Genomic DNA, 14,805 nt, shown 5'->3' on the forward strand with positions numbered 1-14,805 from the left:
GGCCACGCGAACCCGCGCACCCCGTAACACTCACCCCCGTACGGAAGGACAACCAGCCATGACGTCACGTCGCGACGGCATCCCCCACCCCCGCGACCCCGAAGACCGAGACCACAACCCGGCACCGGACCCGCGAACCCAACGCCCCACCCACACCGCCCCATACGCCAGGTTCCTGGACGAGCACACACCCGGCGACCCCCTGCACACGCTCGCCCGGGCGCTGTTCGACACGGCCACGGAGCTCGACACCCTGGACGCCGAATGCGCGCACCGGTGCCCGTCGACCCCGTCCTGCACGACCCGGCCGGCGCCCGGGCCCGGGAGCGGCTCGAGCAGCGGCCGAGGGTGGGTTGGGCCGACGTGCGGTCAGGAACACCTGCCCTGCGCCCGGATCGCCGGAATGTACGCGGTAGCGCACACCGCGCTCGCGCGGTTGCTGCGCGTCTACGAAGCCGCCACCGAAACTCAGCCGATCGGGACGTGCGACGGCGGGCTCGCGAACGGCGCACCGGACGGCGAGTTGGCGCCGCTACCTGACCACAGCCTGGTAAACGACGCCGAATGGCAAGCCCACTGGAAGCGGTTCACCCACCTCACGACACCGCTTCGCGCGCGCGGCCTGATGTGTGACGTGGACTTCGGCCTCCACTCGCACACGGTCTACGCGTTCCTGTCCGACGGCACGTACCTCACGATCAGCCACGACCTTCACGCCGAGGGCCCGGAGACGGCAAACGGCTGGTTGGTCACCCGCGAACGCGAGGATCCCAACCACGTCGAAGTGCTCTACGACTCCATCCCCGAACAGAACGGCATCCAGTCCGGACGCGACGCCCGGCACGGGTCCGATCTGACAGCGCTGTTCTCCGCACTCGACGCCTACCTCGACGGCACAAACCGCGGGTGAGGCCTCCTCCCGAGGGGTCCGAGACGTGTCTCGGGCCCCTGGAGTTGTGACGGGGCATGAATGAGGGGCGTCAGCTTGACCTGGACAAGTTGACGCCCCGGTTCAGTTCGCTCGCCTTGTGATCGGCAGATTGTGTCGGCGCAAGTCAATGGGTTGAGTCGGTTCTTTCCATGTCACACGACTCGGTTCGAGCGGGCTGCTTCGGTCTCTGTGGCCATGCGCTCCGTCGTTCCGAATGGCATCATCCCCGCTCGTGAGCGAATTCATGCCACATTCATAGCTCTCAGCACGGATTAAGGATCCAGTTGATTGAGTGCTTCTGCCACCTCGGTGAGCAGGTCTTCATCCGTCAGGTCCCCTGGCTCTTGCAACTCAGGAGAAAATGAGTAGTCCTCAATGGCGTAGAATACGCGGTCCAAGGCATCTTCGAGAGGGGTTGTGACTCGCTCTCCCTGTTCCATGGCTCGGCGCCTGGCACCTTGCCATTCCTGTGCGAATTCCGGTGCGGTGATTTCACCACTCGCCATGGATTGCATGAGGCGAAGCTGCTCGTGGGTGGAACTTCCAGGTTCAACTGCCGACTTGGACGACCAAGCAAATGACCGTGGTGTATAGAGGTCTGCGACATGGCGAATCTCTGGCAGAGGTGACCCTACTCTGCTTGCATATCGCCGAAATCGGGCACGAGCTTCGTCGACGCCCTCGGCGAGCGCACCGCTCAAGTAGTCAGCGGAGCCAGCGATAAGTGCATAACCTTGTTGAGTTACGAGAATAGCGCCTTCAAGATTTGAGGCCGCCATGATGCACGGATCATTAATCCCGTTCGTCGCATCCGCCATCACGTCGCGTGAGACCGAAGTGAGGACGATCTCCTCATCGGCCTTTCCGGGGGCGAGGTCCGCGAGGTAGATTCCGTGCGCGGCTGCTTCTTTGCTGCCCGAGACCGCCCGGTCAATCAATTCACGACCGACTCCAGTATTTGCTGGCACCGGGGCTACCTGCTTACTCGCAGCGTCAATCCACGAATCCCTGTACTTCCCCGGCCCGGCGAGAATCTCGTCGCGGAGTTCGCCGTTGGTTCGAAAACGCACAGATTCCCCCTAAAAGAGAAAGCCCTCGTCGATGATTCGGGTGAACTGTCGATCCCTCAGCTTCCATGCTGACCAGAATCTTCCGTCCGCGTGCAGCATGACCATCTTCTGTGAACTCGGATCAATGAATCCAATAGCTTGCCCCTGGTTTCTGTAGTCAAATCTATAGATCTTCGTTCCTTCCTTGGTCATGTGATCTCGCATGGCTTGCTCAAATTGCTTCATGTTTGGACCGTTGAGGTTGCCGGGGGACTTCAGGAAGTCTCGCGCATGGGCATGGTACTTCTTGCTCATGACTTTCTGACTGGAAAAGTCCGCCTTCCTTTCCCAGCCGCCCCGGGGGCACGGCGCCAATCCGAGCTGGTCGGTCTCCTCGTGGGGGTTGGTGACGTAGGTGTGGGGGTTGGGGGGGGAGGCGGCTGACGCACGTTCCTCTGCCGGGTGCGACCGCCGCTGACCGGGCGCGGCTGTTTCGCGGCCCCGCCCGGCGGCCTCGTCGCCTCGATCCCGTCCCCCAACCTCCCACCAACCTCCAGCGCCTTGTCACGGACGCCCCTTTGGCACCTGTGGCCTACGGATGGCCTACGGAGCGACCCGTGACCCGTGACCCGTGCCCCGTGATCCGCGGTCAGCAGCCGGTGACGGGGCGGGTCCTGCGTACGGTCAGCCGTGCGCCTCGGCGGTCGTGCCGCTGGACGAGGCGCCGGACCCCGCACCGTCCGCGGTGCCCGCAGCGCTCGTGCCGTCCCCGCTGCCCGGTCCACCGGCACCGTCCGCACCACCAGTACCGCCCGTACCGCCCGTGCCGCCCGAACCGTCCCTGCCCGTACCGCCCTTCGGAGCGGCACCGCCCTTCGGTCCCGTCGTACCCTTCGACCAGCCGAAGCGCCGCGCCAGCGGCTCCGTCCAGCGGGCCGTCAGCGGCCCGAGGATGACCAGGATCAGCACGTACGCCGTGGCCAGCGGCCCGATCCGGGGCTCCACGCCGACCGCCAGCCCGGCGATGACGATGGAGAACTCGCCGCGCGCCACGAGGGTTCCGCCCGCCCGCCAGCGCCCCTTCGTACCGATGCCCGCGCGCCTCGCCGCGTACCAGCCCGTGGCGACCTTCGTGCCCACCGAGACGACCGCCAGGATCAGCGCGGGCAGCAGGACGGGCGGGATGTCGCCGGGGACGGTGCTCAGCCCGAAGAAGACGAAGAAGACCGCCGCGAACAGGTCGCGCAGCGGCGTCAGCAGGTTGAACGCGCCCTCCGCGACCTCGCCCGACAGCGCGATGCCGACGAGGAACGCCCCGACCGCCGCCGAGACCTGCAGGTCCTGAGCGACGCCCGCGACCAGCAGCGTGAGCCCCAGGACGACGAGCAGCAGCATCTCCGGGTTGTCCGACGAGACGGCCTTGCTGATGATCCGCCCGTGCCGCAGCGCGACGTAGAGCACGACGCAGACGGTGCCCAGCGAGATCAGTACGGTGAGGCTGCCGCCCGCCAGGCTCACTCCGGCCAGCAGCGCCGTGAGGATCGGCAGGTAGACGGCCATGGCCAGGTCCTCGAGGACGAGGACGCCGAGTATGACGGGGGTTTCGCGGTTGCCGAGCCGTCCCAGGTCGCCCAGCACCTTCGCGATCACGCCGGAGGACGAGATCCAGGTGACGCCGGCGAGCGCGACCGCGGCCACCGGCCCCCAGCCCAGCATGAGCGCGGCGACGGCGCCGGGCACGGCGTTCAGGGCGAAGTCGACTGCGCCTGAGGGGTATTGCGTCTTGAGCGTCGTCACCAGTTCGGAAGCGCTGTACTCCAGCCCGAGGAGAAGCAGCAGCAGGATGACGCCGATCTCCGCGCCGGTCGCGATGAACTCCTCGCTCGCCCCCATCGGAAGCAGGCCGCCGTGGCCGAACGCGAGCCCTGCCAGCAGATAGAGCGGAATCGGCGAGAACCCGAAGCGCACGGCGAACCGGCCGAGGATGCCCAGGCCGAGGATGACTGCACCGAGTTCGATGAGCAGGGCGGTGGTGTCGTGCACGGGCTTCTATCCTCCGGCGATCAGTTCGGCGACGGCGTCCACGCCCTCGCGGGTCCCGACGACGACGAGGACGTCGCCGGTGGCGAAACGGAAGTCGGGGGTGGGTGACGGTTCCGCGGACGTACGGCGCAGGACGGCGACGATCGACGCACCGGTGCGGGACCGTACCTGTGTGTCACCGAGTGTGCGTCCGCTGTACGGCGACTTGGACGTCACCGGGATGTGCTCGGTGACGAGGTCGATCTCGACGTGCTGGGAGAGGTGGGCCACCGGGTCGGGCGTGAGGAGCTGGGCCAGCGCGGTCGCCTCGTGCGGCGCGAGCGGCGCGGCGTCCTTGCAGGCGTCGTCGTCTTCGGGGTCGTGGAAGGCGATGATCCGGCGGCCGTCCTGGTGCGCGACCACGGAGAGATGGTGCCCCGCGTCGGTGGTGAGGTCGTAGCGGGCGCCGACCCCGGGCAGGCTGGTTTTACGGGGGTGGGCGGTGCGCTCCATACGGGGCTCCAAGTGGACGTGGCTGTTCGCTGTTCCGTTGAACGTTCCTGCACCGGGCTCCCGGCCCGTACGGCGGGGTCGGCACAGGGGCCCGTACGCACAGGTCCGTACGGTTCCGCGGACCGCGCCGCTGCGACCGGCCACGACCGGCCGCGACCGCAGTGACCAGCCGTTACGAGGCCGCGAGGACGGCGCGAAGCCGCCGCAACGGTGCCGCGTCACACCTGCCCCGGAACGGCCCCCGACCCCCCGCCGCGCGCACCGCACAGCGCGTGCGGAACCCGTTGCTTGACCAGTACATTACCTGGCGGCAGACGGGACAATTACGGCCAGAGCCCGCCATCGAGGACGAAAATCCCCGTGAATTCCCCGCATCCTTTCGCGGTCCGGGCGCGTCTTCCCGTAGGTGAGCAGCCTTCGCGGCCCCCTGTCGGCGGTCATAGGTGTGACGCCTGGTTTGGCGGTTGTATCGACAAGTGTCAACATAGATTCATGCCGAACGTGACGGAACCGCCGACCGCCGAGACCGCCGTCCCCTGCTGCCCGCCCCTGACCACGCCGGGCCTGTCGCCCGCGGACGCGGCGACGATGGCGGCGATGTTCAAGGCGCTGTCCGACCCCGCCCGCGTGCTCCTGTTCTCGCGAGTGGCGTCGCACCCGGGCGGCGAGGCGTGCGTGTGCGATCTGGGCGATGTCGGCGTCTCCCAGCCGACGGTCTCGCACCACCTCAAGAAGCTGCGCCAGGCCGGACTGCTGACCTCCGAGCGGCGCGGTACGTGGGTGTACTACCGGGTGGCGCCCGGCGTGCTGGCGGCGATGGGCGCGATGCTCGCGGAACGTGCCGGTCCGGCACGTGAGCCGTCGACGTGCAACCAGATGTCCGCGGAGACGGCACCCGAACTGCCGGCCGTAGACCAGGACGTGGGCGCGGGCAAGCCTGCGCGCGCGCCCGGGCACAGATCCGCGCCCGCGCCCGGCCGCACGCCGGGGCAGGTGCCCGAGCCCACGCCGTAGCCCGGCGCTCACGCGCGGCGCGTCCGCGGTTCACCCGGCCCGCGCCCCTCGCCCGGTCACTCCGGTGCATCAGCACCGCTCGCCTACCCGCCCGTACGGGACTTCGCTGGAGGAACCGCGTTCGCACCCCGGCGACCGGCGAGTCAAGGAGTCCCGGCATGACCGCAGCGGGCGGACTCGCGCTGACGCTCATCGGCGCGATCCTCAAGTACGCCGTCACCTGGCAGAGTCCGTGGATCGACGTTCAGGTCCTCGGCACGATACTCATATGCGGCGGCCTCCTCGGCCTCGCTCTCGCGGCCCTGCGCGCCGGAGCCCGGCGCCGCGCCGCGGCGTATCCGTACGGGCGCGCCTCTCCCCCGTACGAGGATCCGCGCCTGTACGACGGGCGCGTGTGCGACGAGCGCTATTACGACGATGCCGACGCCGACGCCGGCGAACCGTTCGCACCCCGCGACCCGTTCACCCCGTTCGACCCGCACGACGTGCGCGACACCCGCGACGCCCACTGGTGAGCGGCGACCGCCCGCGCGCCCCCGAGACCCGCCCCGCCGGCGCGCGTAACCGCTCCGCCGGAGCCCGGAACGGCTCAGGCCTCGTGCGTGTGCAGGTGGTAGAAGACCACCGGTGTCACTCCCGCCGCGATGCCGAGCCCGAGCACCGACGACCAGAGAATGCTGGGCCCGGTCAGGCTGGAGAGGTAGCCGATGGCGCAGCCGAACGCCGCGCCGTACGCGGCCGCCCGCACCTCCGCCACCAGGGGCCGCCGCAGCCTGCCGAGCGCGAAGGCGACCACGGCTGCCGCCGCGCCCGCCACCAGCCCGGTCACCGTCGCCTCGGTGGTGAACCGTTCGTCGCGCGCCAGGAACCAGGCGTACGCGCCGTACGCGATCCCGATCAGCAGCGGGACCGTCCAGCGCGCCGTACGGTGCTGCGCCCGCGTACGCGCCGGAGCGGCGCCCGTACGCTCGCCTGCCCGTACGCCCCGCTCGTCCCGCCCGCCCGCGGCGACGTCCGTACGGGCGTCCGTACGCCTCCGTGCGGGGACCTCCGTACGCGCCGCCACGCGGGCGGCCGTACGTGCGCTGAAGCGCGGGCGGTGGCCGGGCCTGTGTGCGTGCGCGTGCATGACGGGCTCCTCTCGTCGTCCCCGCCTCTACCAGGGCACACCCGCGCCCGCCCCCCGGCAACTCGCACACCGCCCCCTCTCACCTATACACACCTCACGCCGCCGCCGCACTATCCCGTGTATTCTTCGGTGTTCACCGTTTCCCTCTCCAACCTCACTAGCTCACGCATATCACTCTCTGAAGTCCTACCATATCGGCGCACGCCGTCGACGAACCACAGGACTTCGTCGGAAGCGTAAGATGTGGATAAGAGACAACCCCACCACCGAGCCCAGCCCGCACGATCAAGCCCGTCCGGCGTTTGCGGACGGCCGCGCGGTGTCACCGGCCTGGGTGGCAGGTGACCCCTGGGTCACCCGGATGAGGGCGCTCCCGGCAACCGTCGTGTCGACCACGCTGCAAGAACCTCTCGAATGGCCGGACGCGACCTTGGCCAAGGGCGACGCCGTGGAAGTCGTCGCCCGGCTCAAGGAGGAGTCCGAGGTCCCGTTGCGCTCGCACGGCAGCGTGTCGATGAACCGGGCGCTGATGGCCGCCGGTCTGGTCGACCGCCTCCAGCTGACGATCTTCCCTGTGATCACCGGTCAGACCGGAGCGCACCCGATCTTCCAGGACGCGGCCGACTTCGACCTCGAGCTGATCGGGAGCCGGACGTTCGACGGCGGCATCCAGGAGCTCGTCTACCAGCCCGCGCTGCATGTCTGAGCAGCCCTTCAGCCGAACTGAACCGACCGTTTCGCCAGGCCGCCCCAGAACCCGTCGATCACCGACCGCTGCGTGTCCAGTTCGGACTCCGCCGCGCCCAGCGCGACGAACAGGGGGGCGAAGTGCTCCGAGCGCGGGTGGGCGATGAGGCCGCCCGGCGCCTTGTGCGTGAAGTCGAGCAGCGCGTCGACGTCGCCGCGCTCCAGCGCCTCGCGCCCCCACGCGTCGAACTCCCGCGACCAGCCCGGTGCTTCGTCCGGGCCGGAGCCCCAGGTCAGCCCGCGCAGGTTGTGGGTGAAGAAGCCGCTGCCCACGACCAGTACGCCCGCGTCCCGCAGCGGCGCGAGCCGCCGCCCGAGGCGCATGAGGCCCGCGGGCTCCAGCGTCGGCATGGACAGTTGCAGCACGGGCACGTCCGCGTCCGGGTACATCTCGACCAGCGGGACGTACGCCCCGTGGTCCAGGCCGCGTTGGGGCGCGTCGCGTACGGGGGTCACGGGCGCGCCGAGCAGGCCCCGTACCTGCTCGGCCAGTTGAGGGGCGCCGGGTGCCGGGTAGGTCACCTGGTAGTAGTGCTCGGGGAAGCCCCAGAAGTCGTACACCAGCGGCACCGTACGGGTGGCGGACAGGGTGACCGGCGCCGACTCCCAGTGTGCGGAGACCATCAGGATCGCCCGGGGGCGGGGCAGCGCGGCTGCCCACTCGGCCAGCTGGCCTGTCCACAGCGCGTCGTCCGCGAGGGGCGGCGCGCCGTGGCTCAGATACAGCACCGGCATGCGGGCGGGGGCAGGCGTGCCACTGCCCACGCCGCCGCTCGCAGCCGTGCTCGTGTTCGCGGTCGTGCTCGTGCTCGTGCTCGTGCTCGTACGGTTCGTGCTCGTGCCGTCGGTGCTCAAGGCCCGTACCTCGGTGATCGGTTGGGACGTACGCGGGCGGGTGCCGGTCAGTCGCGCAGGAGCAGTACGACGCCGGCGGTGACCAGGGCGAGGATCACTGCCCCGATGCCGTGGGTGATGCGGTGCCGGCGGAGGCCGGGCACGAAGTAGTCGGCGGCGTACCGGCCGGACCCGGTGAGGGTCACCGCGGCGGCGCCGGCGATGAGCAGCAGCTCGTACTCGACACCGGCCGGGGCGAAGAAGCCGTCGCCCCACTTCACGGCGAGCGCGTTGAGCATCGTGCCGAGCACGGCGGCGCCCGCGAGCGGGGTGAGCAGCCCGACGGCCAGCGCGAGCCCGCCGAAGGTCTCGGTCACTCCGGCGACGAAGGCCATCGTCTCGCCGGCCGGGTAGCCGACGGAGGTGAAGAACTGGCCGGTGCCCTCGAGCCCGGGTCCGTCGAACCAGCCGAACAGCTTCTGCGACCCGTGCGCGGCCATGATCAGCCCGAGTGCGATACGGAGCAGCAGCAGCCCGAGGTCGGTCGCGTGCGGCGGCTGGGGGCCGGAGTCGGGGGAGTACGGCTGGGGAGCGGTGGTGGTGGCGTGGGGGGACGTCATGTGGCGGTGCCTCCTACGTCGTTGCGGCTGTGGAAGGTGTGAAAGGTGAGAGGGGTATGGAAGGTGCGAAAGGCGGGTGATGCGGGGCGGTGCGGACCGTGCGCGAGGTGCGCGTGGCGGCACGCGGATCGAACGCAGATCGTTGGCCCGCACACGCATCGTTCAAATTCGAACTATCTCGGCCGAGCGTAGCGGCTGGTTCGAATTTGAACAACCGCGTAGGATGGCCGTATGACGGAGACCAGGTGGCTGGACGAACGTGAGATGGCGGCCTGGACGGGCTTTCTGCAGGCGAGCAACCGGGTCGCCCGCCATCTGGAACACCAGCTCAAGGAGGACGCGGGGCTGTCGCACCCGCAGTACGAGATCCTCGTGTGGCTCTCCGCCGCGCCCGACGGCGAGATCCGTATGACGGAGCTGGCGGAGCGGCTGATCACCTCGAAGAGCGGGCTGACGTACCAGGTGGGCCAGTTGGAGAAGCGCGGCCTCGTACGCCGCCGCTCGTGCCCGACCGACGTACGCGGCGTGCTGGCGGTCCTCACCCCCGAGGGACGGCAAGTGCTGGAGGAGGCGGCGCCCGGCCACGTGGCGGCCGTACGGGAGTCGCTCATCGACGTCCTCGACCGCGACGAGCTGGCCGTGATCGCCGAGGCCCTGGGCCGGGTCGGCAGCCGTCTGGGCGGCTAGCCCGGCCAGGGCGGCCACGGGGTCGGGGTCGGCCGACCGGCCCGGGTGAAGCTAACGCGGCACGAAGCGGTCGACCAGCAGCGTGAGGCGGTCGGCGGCGTGAGCGGCGGGGAGGCGGCCGCCGCGGGTGAGGGTGACCAGCCCGTGCAGCGTGGCCCAGAACACTTCGGTGACCAGCCCCGATGCGCCGCCTTGCGCGTGGCCGGCGAGCGGGCGGTCGATGGCATCGAAGGCGGCGCGCATCGGTGCGGGTGTGTCCTCGTCGGCGAAGAGGAGGCCGTTGTCGAGGCTGAACATCGCGTCGTACAGGGCCGGGTTGCGCGCGGCGAAGTCGGTGTAGGCGCGGGCGACCGCCGTCACCGCCTGCCGCCCGGTGGCTCCGTCCGGCGCGGCGGCGCGCAGTGCTTCGGCCAGTTCGGCGAATCCCTCCAGTGCTACCGCCCCGACGATCTCCTTCTTGCCGCGGAAGTGGCTGTAGAGCACGGGCTGGCTGTACTCGATCTGTTCGGCGAGCCGGCGCGTGGTCACGGCGTCCCAGCCGCGGGCCTCCGCGAGCTCGCGGGCCGTGGCGACGATCAGCCTGTGGCGGCTGGCCCGCTCGCGTTCCTTGCGTTCACGTACCGACATGACCCCGATGCTAGCAGTGCTAGACATTATGGCAGTGACACGCCTAGCATCGAATCAGAATCTAGCGCTGCTAGATCTGACTCTCTGGAGGGGACATGCAGGACTCACTGGGCGTTGTCACCGTCGTCGTGGTCGGGCTGATGGTGGGCGTGGAGTTCGCGGTGGCGGTCTTCGTCAATCCGATCCTGGACCGCCTCCCGGACGACGCCACACTCGCGGCGCGCAGCGACGGCGGCCGCGTTCTCGGCCGGGTCATGCCGGTCTGGTACATCTGTTCGGTCGTCCTGGGCGGGGCGTGGACCGCGATGGCATGGGGCGGCGCGGGCGCGTCACCGGCGGCCGCGGGCACGGCGCTGCTCCTGGTGAGCGTGGCGATGTCGCTCGCACTGCTGGTGCCGATCAACTCCCGGGCCATCACATGGACCCCTGACAGCGCCCCCGCCGACTGGAAGGAGCAGGCGCACCGCTGGGACCGGTACCACTACGTCCGGGTGGCCGTCATCGTCCTGGCCTTCGCCCTCTACGCCGTGGCCCTCGCCTAGTGCGCGGCGGCCAGCGCTGTCCGCCGGGGCCGCGAGGCCTGGTGTCCGCCGTCATGGTGCGCCCATGAGCAATCAACTCCTGGCTGAAGCACACCGGTTCCTGGACTGGGCGCGGGAGCAGGGCGCTCAACTCGACGGCACCGACGAGAGCGTCTGGTACATCCAGGGCGTTCTCGAATCGATGGCGGAGGATCCCGACGAGGAGCCGTCGCTGCGGGCGGTCAAGTGCCTGGCGTACTCGGTCTGCCTGGCCGAGCTGCTGGCCGATACCTGCCAGGGCGTCCGATGCGTCATCGACGGGGAGGGCATGAACCTGCGCGATGTGCTCGCCGCGAGGGAGGCGGGGCCGTGCAGTTCACGCTGTCGTGGGTGCAGAACTGCGTCGACGATCCACGGGCTGACAACATCGGCTTCAAGTTCGCCGGGACGCTCAAGGACTTCGGTGAGGAAGCGCGTGCGGCGGACCTGTACCGCGCACTGGACGAAGCACGACGCGTGTAGTGATCTCTGCCGGTGAGGGGGAACGGCCGGGCGGCTGAACAGCGTCGTCCGGCTGCGGTGGCGGGGCGGGGGTCCACCGCGTCCGGCGACGCCACCAGGCCGCGCCCGCACCGCCCCGTACGCCCGCACCCGCCCGTACGACGCCCGCAGAGAGGCCCCGATGACACCCGCAGAGTTCACCGCCGCGCTCCGTGCCCGCCAGCGGCTGATCGGCTACTGGTCGCTGCTCGACTCGCCGGTCGCCGCCGAGCGTCTGGCCGGTGTCGGCTACGACTACCTCGCCTTCGACGCCCAGCACGGCCTGTTCGGCTACCAGGGCATGCTGGGCAATCTGCTGGCCACCGACACCAAGGGCAGCACGGCCGTCGGCGTGGTCCGCGTCGAGGCCAACGACCTGACGTACATCGGCCGCGCCCTCGACGCGGGCGCCACCGCCGTCATCGTGCCCCTCGTCGACACCGCGCGGGACGCCGCCGACGCCGTCGCCGCCGTGCGCTACCCGCCGCACGGCCGCCGCTCGTACGGCCCGATGCGGGCCCAGCTCCGCATCGGGCCCGACCCCGCCGACACGCACGAGCAGACCGCCGTCCTCGCGATGATCGAGACCGCCGACGGGCTCGCGAACGTCGAGGAGATCTGCGCGGCCCCCGGCCTGGACGGCATCTACGTCGGCCCCTCCGACCTGCGGCTGGCCATCGGCGGCGGCACGTCCACCGACCCGGCCGTGGCGGAGGCGTTCGAGGCGGCGCTCACCCGTATCCGTACGGCCGCCGCGGACGCCGGCATCGCGGCGGGGATCCACACCCCCGACGGCGCGAGCGCCGCACGGCGGCTCGCCGAGGGCTTCACGTTCGCCAGCGTCGCGTGCGACGTGGTCCACCTCCAGCAGGCCGCCGCCGGGCACCTGCGGGCAGCGCGGGAACAGGCGGCGCGGGAGCAGCCAGCGCGGGAAGCGGACGCCTGATGGCGACGACGCTGATCACCAGCCCCACGTTCGCCCGCCACTCGCGCGACCCGTGGGACGTACTCGTACGGGCGGGCGCCGGGCCGGAGCGCGCCCGCGAGGACGGCGCCCTCCCGTACGGCGAACTCCTCCGCCGCGTCGGCGGCGCGGACGCGCTGATCGTCGGCATGGAGCAGATCACCGCCGAAATCGTCGAGGCCGCACCGCGGTTGAGGGTCATCGCGAAGCACGGCGTCGGCGTCGACACGATCGACACGGCCGCCGCCCGCGCACGCGGCATCCCCGTCGTGTACGCGCCGGGGAGCAACTCGCGGGCGGTGGCCGAGTTCACGTTCGGCCTGATCCTGGACGCCGCGCGGCAGCTGACCGGCTCCCACACGGCGGTCGCGGAGGGCGGCTGGCCGAAGCCGTTCGGGCCCGAACTGCACGGCAGGACGCTGGGAGTCGTCGGCTTCGGCCGCATCGGCCGCCTGGTGACCGGGTACGGACTGGCCTTCGGCATGCGGCCGCTCGTACACGACCCGCACGTACCGGACCACGACATCACCGCCGCCGGCGCCGAACCGCTCACCCTGGACGGGCTGCTCACCCGCTCCGACGTGGTGACGCTGCACCTGCCGGCCGACCCGTACGGGCGCCCGCTGCTGGACCGCGCCCGGCTGGCGTCGATGCGCCCGTACGCAATGCTCGTCAACGCGGCCCGCGGCGGCCTCGTCGACGAGACGGCGCTGGCCGAACTCCTGCACGCGGGCCACCTGGGCGCCGCCGCCCTGGACGCCTTCTCCACCGAACCGCTGCCCGCCGCACACCCCCTGCGCACCGCTCCCCGCGCGCTCCTCACGTCGCACATCGCCGCCTGCACCCCGGAGGCGAACCGCGCGATGGGCCTCATGGTCGCCGAGGACGTCACCCGCGTCCTCGCCGGCCGCGAGCCGCTCCACCAGACCGGCTGAGGCCACTCCCCACGCCCCGCCGCACCACCGTCCCCCCCGCTCCCGCTTCCCCGTTCCGGCGACGGCGCCGGACGCAACCCAAGGACCCGCCATGTCCACAGCGACACCCGCCGCGGCACCCGCGCCCGCGCAGGCCGACCCGTACGCCCTGCACCCCGACGACGTACGGGAGGCCCCGGACACGCTGCCCGGGCGGCTGCGCCATCTCGGCCCCGGCTTCGTCCTCTCGGCCGCCGTCGTCGGCTCCGGCGAACTCATCGTCACCACCTCCCTCGGCGCCAAGGCGGGCTTCGCCCTGCTCTGGCTCGTGCTCGTCTCCACCGGCGTCAAGGTCTGGGTGCAGATGGAGCTCGCCCGCTGGACGGTGCTCAACGGGCGCCCCGCGCTGGAGGGCTACCGCGAGGTCGGCCCCCGCATCGGCCGCGCGAGCTGGATCAACTGGCTGTGGATCGGCATGGACTTCGCGAAGATGTTCCAGCGCGGCGGCATCATCGGCGGTACGGCGGCCGCCTGCTCGATCCTCTGGCCGATCACCGGCGACGCGCTCAGCGCCTCGTCGCTGAACCTGTGGGCAGTCGTGGTCACGCTCCTCGCCGTCGCGCTGCTCTACTCCGGCCGGTACGGCGTGATCGAGCGCGTCTGCATGCTGTCCGTCATCGTCTTCACCCTCGCCACGGTCGGCCTGGCCTTCGGCCTCCCGTTCACGGACTTCGGCTACGGTGCGGGCGAGTTGGGCGACGGGCTGGCGTTCACCGTGCCGGCCGGGACCATGGGGGTCGCGCTCGCGATGTTCGGCATCACGGGCATCGGGGCCGACGAGATGACCACGTACACGTACTGGTGCATCGAGAAGGGCTACGCCCGCTGGACCGGCCCCGACGACGGCACCGAGGCCCGCGCGCGGCGGGCCGAGGGCTGGCTGAAGGTGATGCGTCTCGACATCTTCGCTGGCTGGGTCGTCTGCACCCTGTGCACGCTGTCGTTCTACGTGATCGGCGCGGCCGTGCTGAACCCGCAGGGCCTGGTCCCCGAGGGCAACTCGATGATCACCACGCTGTCCCGCATCTACACCGACACGATGGGCCCGTGGGCCGAGTACGCGTTCCTCGTCGGCGCCATCGCCGTGCTGTTCTCCACGCTGATCGGCTCGACCGCGAGCGTGCCGCGGCTGTGGGCCAACACCCTCGGCATCCTCGGGGTGATCGACTGGCGGGACGTCACCGTCCGCCGCCGCACCATCCGCATCCTCACCTGCACGCTGCCCCTGCTGTGGGTGTGCTTCTTCCTGTTCGTGCAGTCCCCCGTGCTCATGGTGCAGATCGGCGGCGTGGGCGGCGGCGTCTTCCTCCTCGCGGTGGTCGTCGCGGTGTGGCGGCTGCGGAGTACGGGCATCCCGGAGCGGTTCCGCGCCAATCCGTGGCTGACGGCGGCGCTGGTGGGTCAGCAGCGCGGCGATCCTGTTCCTCGGCGTGTACGGGGTGCTGGAGACGCTGGAGCTGGTGCCCTCGGCGGACTGACCTGCTCCGACCCCGCCGCAGCGCGCCGCCGCTCCCGCAACTGCGGGGGCGGCGGCGGCAGTTGGGGCGCTACGACGGCCGGGCGGTGTCGTTGACAGCGGGGGCGGCGCCGACAACGATGTCCGGTGCTGTTGCGCGTGCAGACCGCGACCCGC

The 14,805-nt window shown here is 70.7% G+C and carries 16 protein-coding genes and 2 pseudogenes; 10 read left to right on the forward strand and 8 right to left on the reverse strand.

Annotated elements, in window-relative coordinates:
- The first annotated feature begins 58 nt into the window (after positions 1-58).
- Entirely contained in the window at positions 59-910 is an 852-nt protein-coding gene (locus DVA86_RS34160) for a hypothetical protein (RefSeq protein ID WP_208884089.1), read from the forward strand.
- A gap of 293 nt (positions 911-1,203) precedes the next feature.
- Here DVA86_RS34160 and DVA86_RS34165 read toward each other — a convergent pair whose 3' ends face one another.
- The 4 genes from DVA86_RS34165 to DVA86_RS34180 all read right to left on the reverse strand — a co-directional run bounded on the left by DVA86_RS34165 (position 1,204) and on the right by DVA86_RS34180 (position 4,515).
- The gene (locus DVA86_RS34165; RefSeq protein ID WP_208884090.1) at positions 1,204-1,899 is read right to left on the reverse strand and encodes a colicin immunity domain-containing protein; all 696 of its coding nucleotides are present in this window, start codon (positions 1,897-1,899) and stop codon (positions 1,204-1,206) included.
- A gap of 111 nt (positions 1,900-2,010) precedes the next feature.
- Positions 2,011-2,295, reverse strand: a complete 285-nt coding sequence (locus tag DVA86_RS34170; RefSeq protein WP_245997476.1) for a colicin D domain-containing protein — start codon at positions 2,293-2,295, stop codon at positions 2,011-2,013.
- A gap of 369 nt (positions 2,296-2,664) precedes the next feature.
- Positions 2,665-4,023, reverse strand: a complete 1,359-nt coding sequence (locus DVA86_RS34175) for a cation:proton antiporter (protein WP_245997477.1) — start codon at positions 4,021-4,023, stop codon at positions 2,665-2,667.
- A gap of 6 nt (positions 4,024-4,029) precedes the next feature.
- Positions 4,030-4,515: a cation:proton antiporter regulatory subunit gene (locus DVA86_RS34180; protein ID WP_208884093.1), complete on the reverse strand. Its 486-nt coding sequence runs from the start codon at positions 4,513-4,515 to the stop codon at positions 4,030-4,032.
- Positions 4,516-5,007: 492 nt separating this feature from the next.
- Between DVA86_RS34180 and DVA86_RS35820 the strand changes: the two are divergent.
- Positions 5,008-5,367: pseudogene (locus DVA86_RS35820) on the forward strand (ArsR/SmtB family transcription factor); the annotation flags it as partial.
- Positions 5,368-5,687: 320 nt separating this feature from the next.
- Positions 5,688-6,044 carry a hypothetical protein gene (locus DVA86_RS34190; RefSeq protein ID WP_208884096.1) on the forward strand — a complete coding sequence of 119 codons (357 nt, stop codon included), beginning with the start codon at positions 5,688-5,690 and terminating at the stop codon, positions 6,042-6,044.
- A gap of 74 nt (positions 6,045-6,118) precedes the next feature.
- Here the strand turns inward: DVA86_RS34190 and DVA86_RS34195 are convergent, their stop codons facing one another.
- Positions 6,119-6,658 carry a hypothetical protein gene (locus DVA86_RS34195; RefSeq protein WP_208884097.1) on the reverse strand — a complete coding sequence of 180 codons (540 nt, stop codon included), beginning with the start codon at positions 6,656-6,658 and terminating at the stop codon, positions 6,119-6,121.
- A 343-nt stretch (positions 6,659-7,001) separates the two neighbouring features.
- Between DVA86_RS34195 and DVA86_RS34200 the strand changes: the two are divergent.
- Positions 7,002-7,364 (forward strand): annotated as a pseudogene (locus DVA86_RS34200) (dihydrofolate reductase family protein); the annotation flags it as partial.
- Between the two features lie 8 nt (positions 7,365-7,372).
- Here DVA86_RS34200 and DVA86_RS34205 read toward each other — a convergent pair.
- Together DVA86_RS34205 and DVA86_RS34210 are read right to left on the reverse strand one after the other, a co-directional pair.
- A complete protein-coding gene (locus tag DVA86_RS34205; protein ID WP_208885578.1) occupies positions 7,373-8,140 on the reverse strand; it encodes a dioxygenase family protein in 768 nt (255 codons plus the stop codon).
- A 167-nt stretch (positions 8,141-8,307) separates the two neighbouring features.
- Complete coding sequence (locus DVA86_RS34210) at positions 8,308-8,859, reverse strand: DoxX family protein (protein ID WP_208884098.1); 552 nt, start codon at positions 8,857-8,859, stop codon at positions 8,308-8,310.
- Positions 8,860-9,090: 231 nt separating this feature from the next.
- Between DVA86_RS34210 and DVA86_RS34215 the strand changes: the two genes are divergently transcribed.
- Entirely contained in the window at positions 9,091-9,546 is a 456-nt protein-coding gene (locus DVA86_RS34215) for a MarR family winged helix-turn-helix transcriptional regulator (RefSeq protein ID WP_208884100.1), read from the forward strand.
- Positions 9,547-9,597: 51 nt separating this feature from the next.
- On the opposite strand, the gene DVA86_RS34220 is transcribed toward DVA86_RS34215, so the two are convergent.
- Positions 9,598-10,173, reverse strand: coding sequence for a TetR/AcrR family transcriptional regulator (locus DVA86_RS34220; RefSeq protein WP_208884101.1), 576 nt, complete (start codon positions 10,171-10,173; stop codon positions 9,598-9,600).
- Positions 10,174-10,268: 95 nt separating this feature from the next.
- Between DVA86_RS34220 and DVA86_RS34225 the strand changes: the two genes are divergently transcribed.
- The 5 genes from DVA86_RS34225 to DVA86_RS34245 all read left to right on the forward strand — a co-directional run bounded on the left by DVA86_RS34225 (position 10,269) and on the right by DVA86_RS34245 (position 14,745).
- The gene (locus tag DVA86_RS34225) at positions 10,269-10,715 is read left to right on the forward strand and encodes an anthrone oxygenase family protein (protein ID WP_208884102.1); all 447 of its coding nucleotides are present in this window, start codon (positions 10,269-10,271) and stop codon (positions 10,713-10,715) included.
- 348 nt (positions 10,716-11,063) lie between these two features.
- Positions 11,064-11,216, forward strand: coding sequence for a hypothetical protein (locus DVA86_RS34230; protein WP_208884104.1), 153 nt, complete (start codon positions 11,064-11,066; stop codon positions 11,214-11,216).
- Between the two features lie 160 nt (positions 11,217-11,376).
- Positions 11,377-12,180, forward strand: a complete 804-nt coding sequence (locus DVA86_RS34235) for an HpcH/HpaI aldolase family protein (protein WP_208884105.1) — start codon at positions 11,377-11,379, stop codon at positions 12,178-12,180.
- Positions 12,180-13,133 carry a phosphoglycerate dehydrogenase gene (locus tag DVA86_RS34240; RefSeq protein ID WP_208884107.1) on the forward strand — a complete coding sequence of 318 codons (954 nt, stop codon included), beginning with the start codon at positions 12,180-12,182 and terminating at the stop codon, positions 13,131-13,133. The genes DVA86_RS34235 and DVA86_RS34240 overlap by 1 nt, the downstream gene beginning before the upstream one ends.
- Before the next feature lie 91 nt (positions 13,134-13,224).
- Positions 13,225-14,745: an Nramp family divalent metal transporter gene (locus DVA86_RS34245; protein ID WP_245997479.1), complete on the forward strand. Its 1,521-nt coding sequence runs from the start codon at positions 13,225-13,227 to the stop codon at positions 14,743-14,745.
- The last annotated feature ends 60 nt before the right edge of the window (positions 14,746-14,805 follow it).

It is taken from the genome of Streptomyces armeniacus, from assembly GCF_003355155.1.
Lineage (GTDB): Bacteria > Actinomycetota > Actinomycetes > Streptomycetales > Streptomycetaceae > Streptomyces > Streptomyces armeniacus.

Coding starts and splice junctions, on each gene's coding strand:
- DVA86_RS34160 (WP_208884089.1), top strand. CDS start 59: ATGACGTCACGTCGCGACGGCATCCCCCACCCCCGCGACCCCGAAGAC.
- DVA86_RS34240 (WP_208884107.1), top strand. CDS start 12,180: ATGGCGACGACGCTGATCACCAGCCCCACGTTCGCCCGCCACTCGCGC.
- DVA86_RS34235 (WP_208884105.1), top strand. CDS start 11,377: ATGACACCCGCAGAGTTCACCGCCGCGCTCCGTGCCCGCCAGCGGCTG.
- DVA86_RS34190 (WP_208884096.1), top strand. CDS start 5,688: ATGACCGCAGCGGGCGGACTCGCGCTGACGCTCATCGGCGCGATCCTC.
- DVA86_RS34170 (WP_245997476.1), bottom strand. CDS start 2,295: ATGAGCAAGAAGTACCATGCCCATGCGCGAGACTTCCTGAAGTCCCCC.
- DVA86_RS34220 (WP_208884101.1), bottom strand. CDS start 10,173: ATGTCGGTACGTGAACGCAAGGAACGCGAGCGGGCCAGCCGCCACAGG.
- DVA86_RS34205 (WP_208885578.1), bottom strand. CDS start 8,140: ATGCCGGTGCTGTATCTGAGCCACGGCGCGCCGCCCCTCGCGGACGAC.
- DVA86_RS34180 (WP_208884093.1), bottom strand. CDS start 4,515: ATGGAGCGCACCGCCCACCCCCGTAAAACCAGCCTGCCCGGGGTCGGC.
- DVA86_RS34215 (WP_208884100.1), top strand. CDS start 9,091: ATGACGGAGACCAGGTGGCTGGACGAACGTGAGATGGCGGCCTGGACG.
- DVA86_RS34245 (WP_245997479.1), top strand. CDS start 13,225: ATGTCCACAGCGACACCCGCCGCGGCACCCGCGCCCGCGCAGGCCGAC.
- DVA86_RS34225 (WP_208884102.1), top strand. CDS start 10,269: ATGCAGGACTCACTGGGCGTTGTCACCGTCGTCGTGGTCGGGCTGATG.
- DVA86_RS34210 (WP_208884098.1), bottom strand. CDS start 8,859: ATGACGTCCCCCCACGCCACCACCACCGCTCCCCAGCCGTACTCCCCC.
- DVA86_RS34195 (WP_208884097.1), bottom strand. CDS start 6,658: ATGCACGCGCACGCACACAGGCCCGGCCACCGCCCGCGCTTCAGCGCA.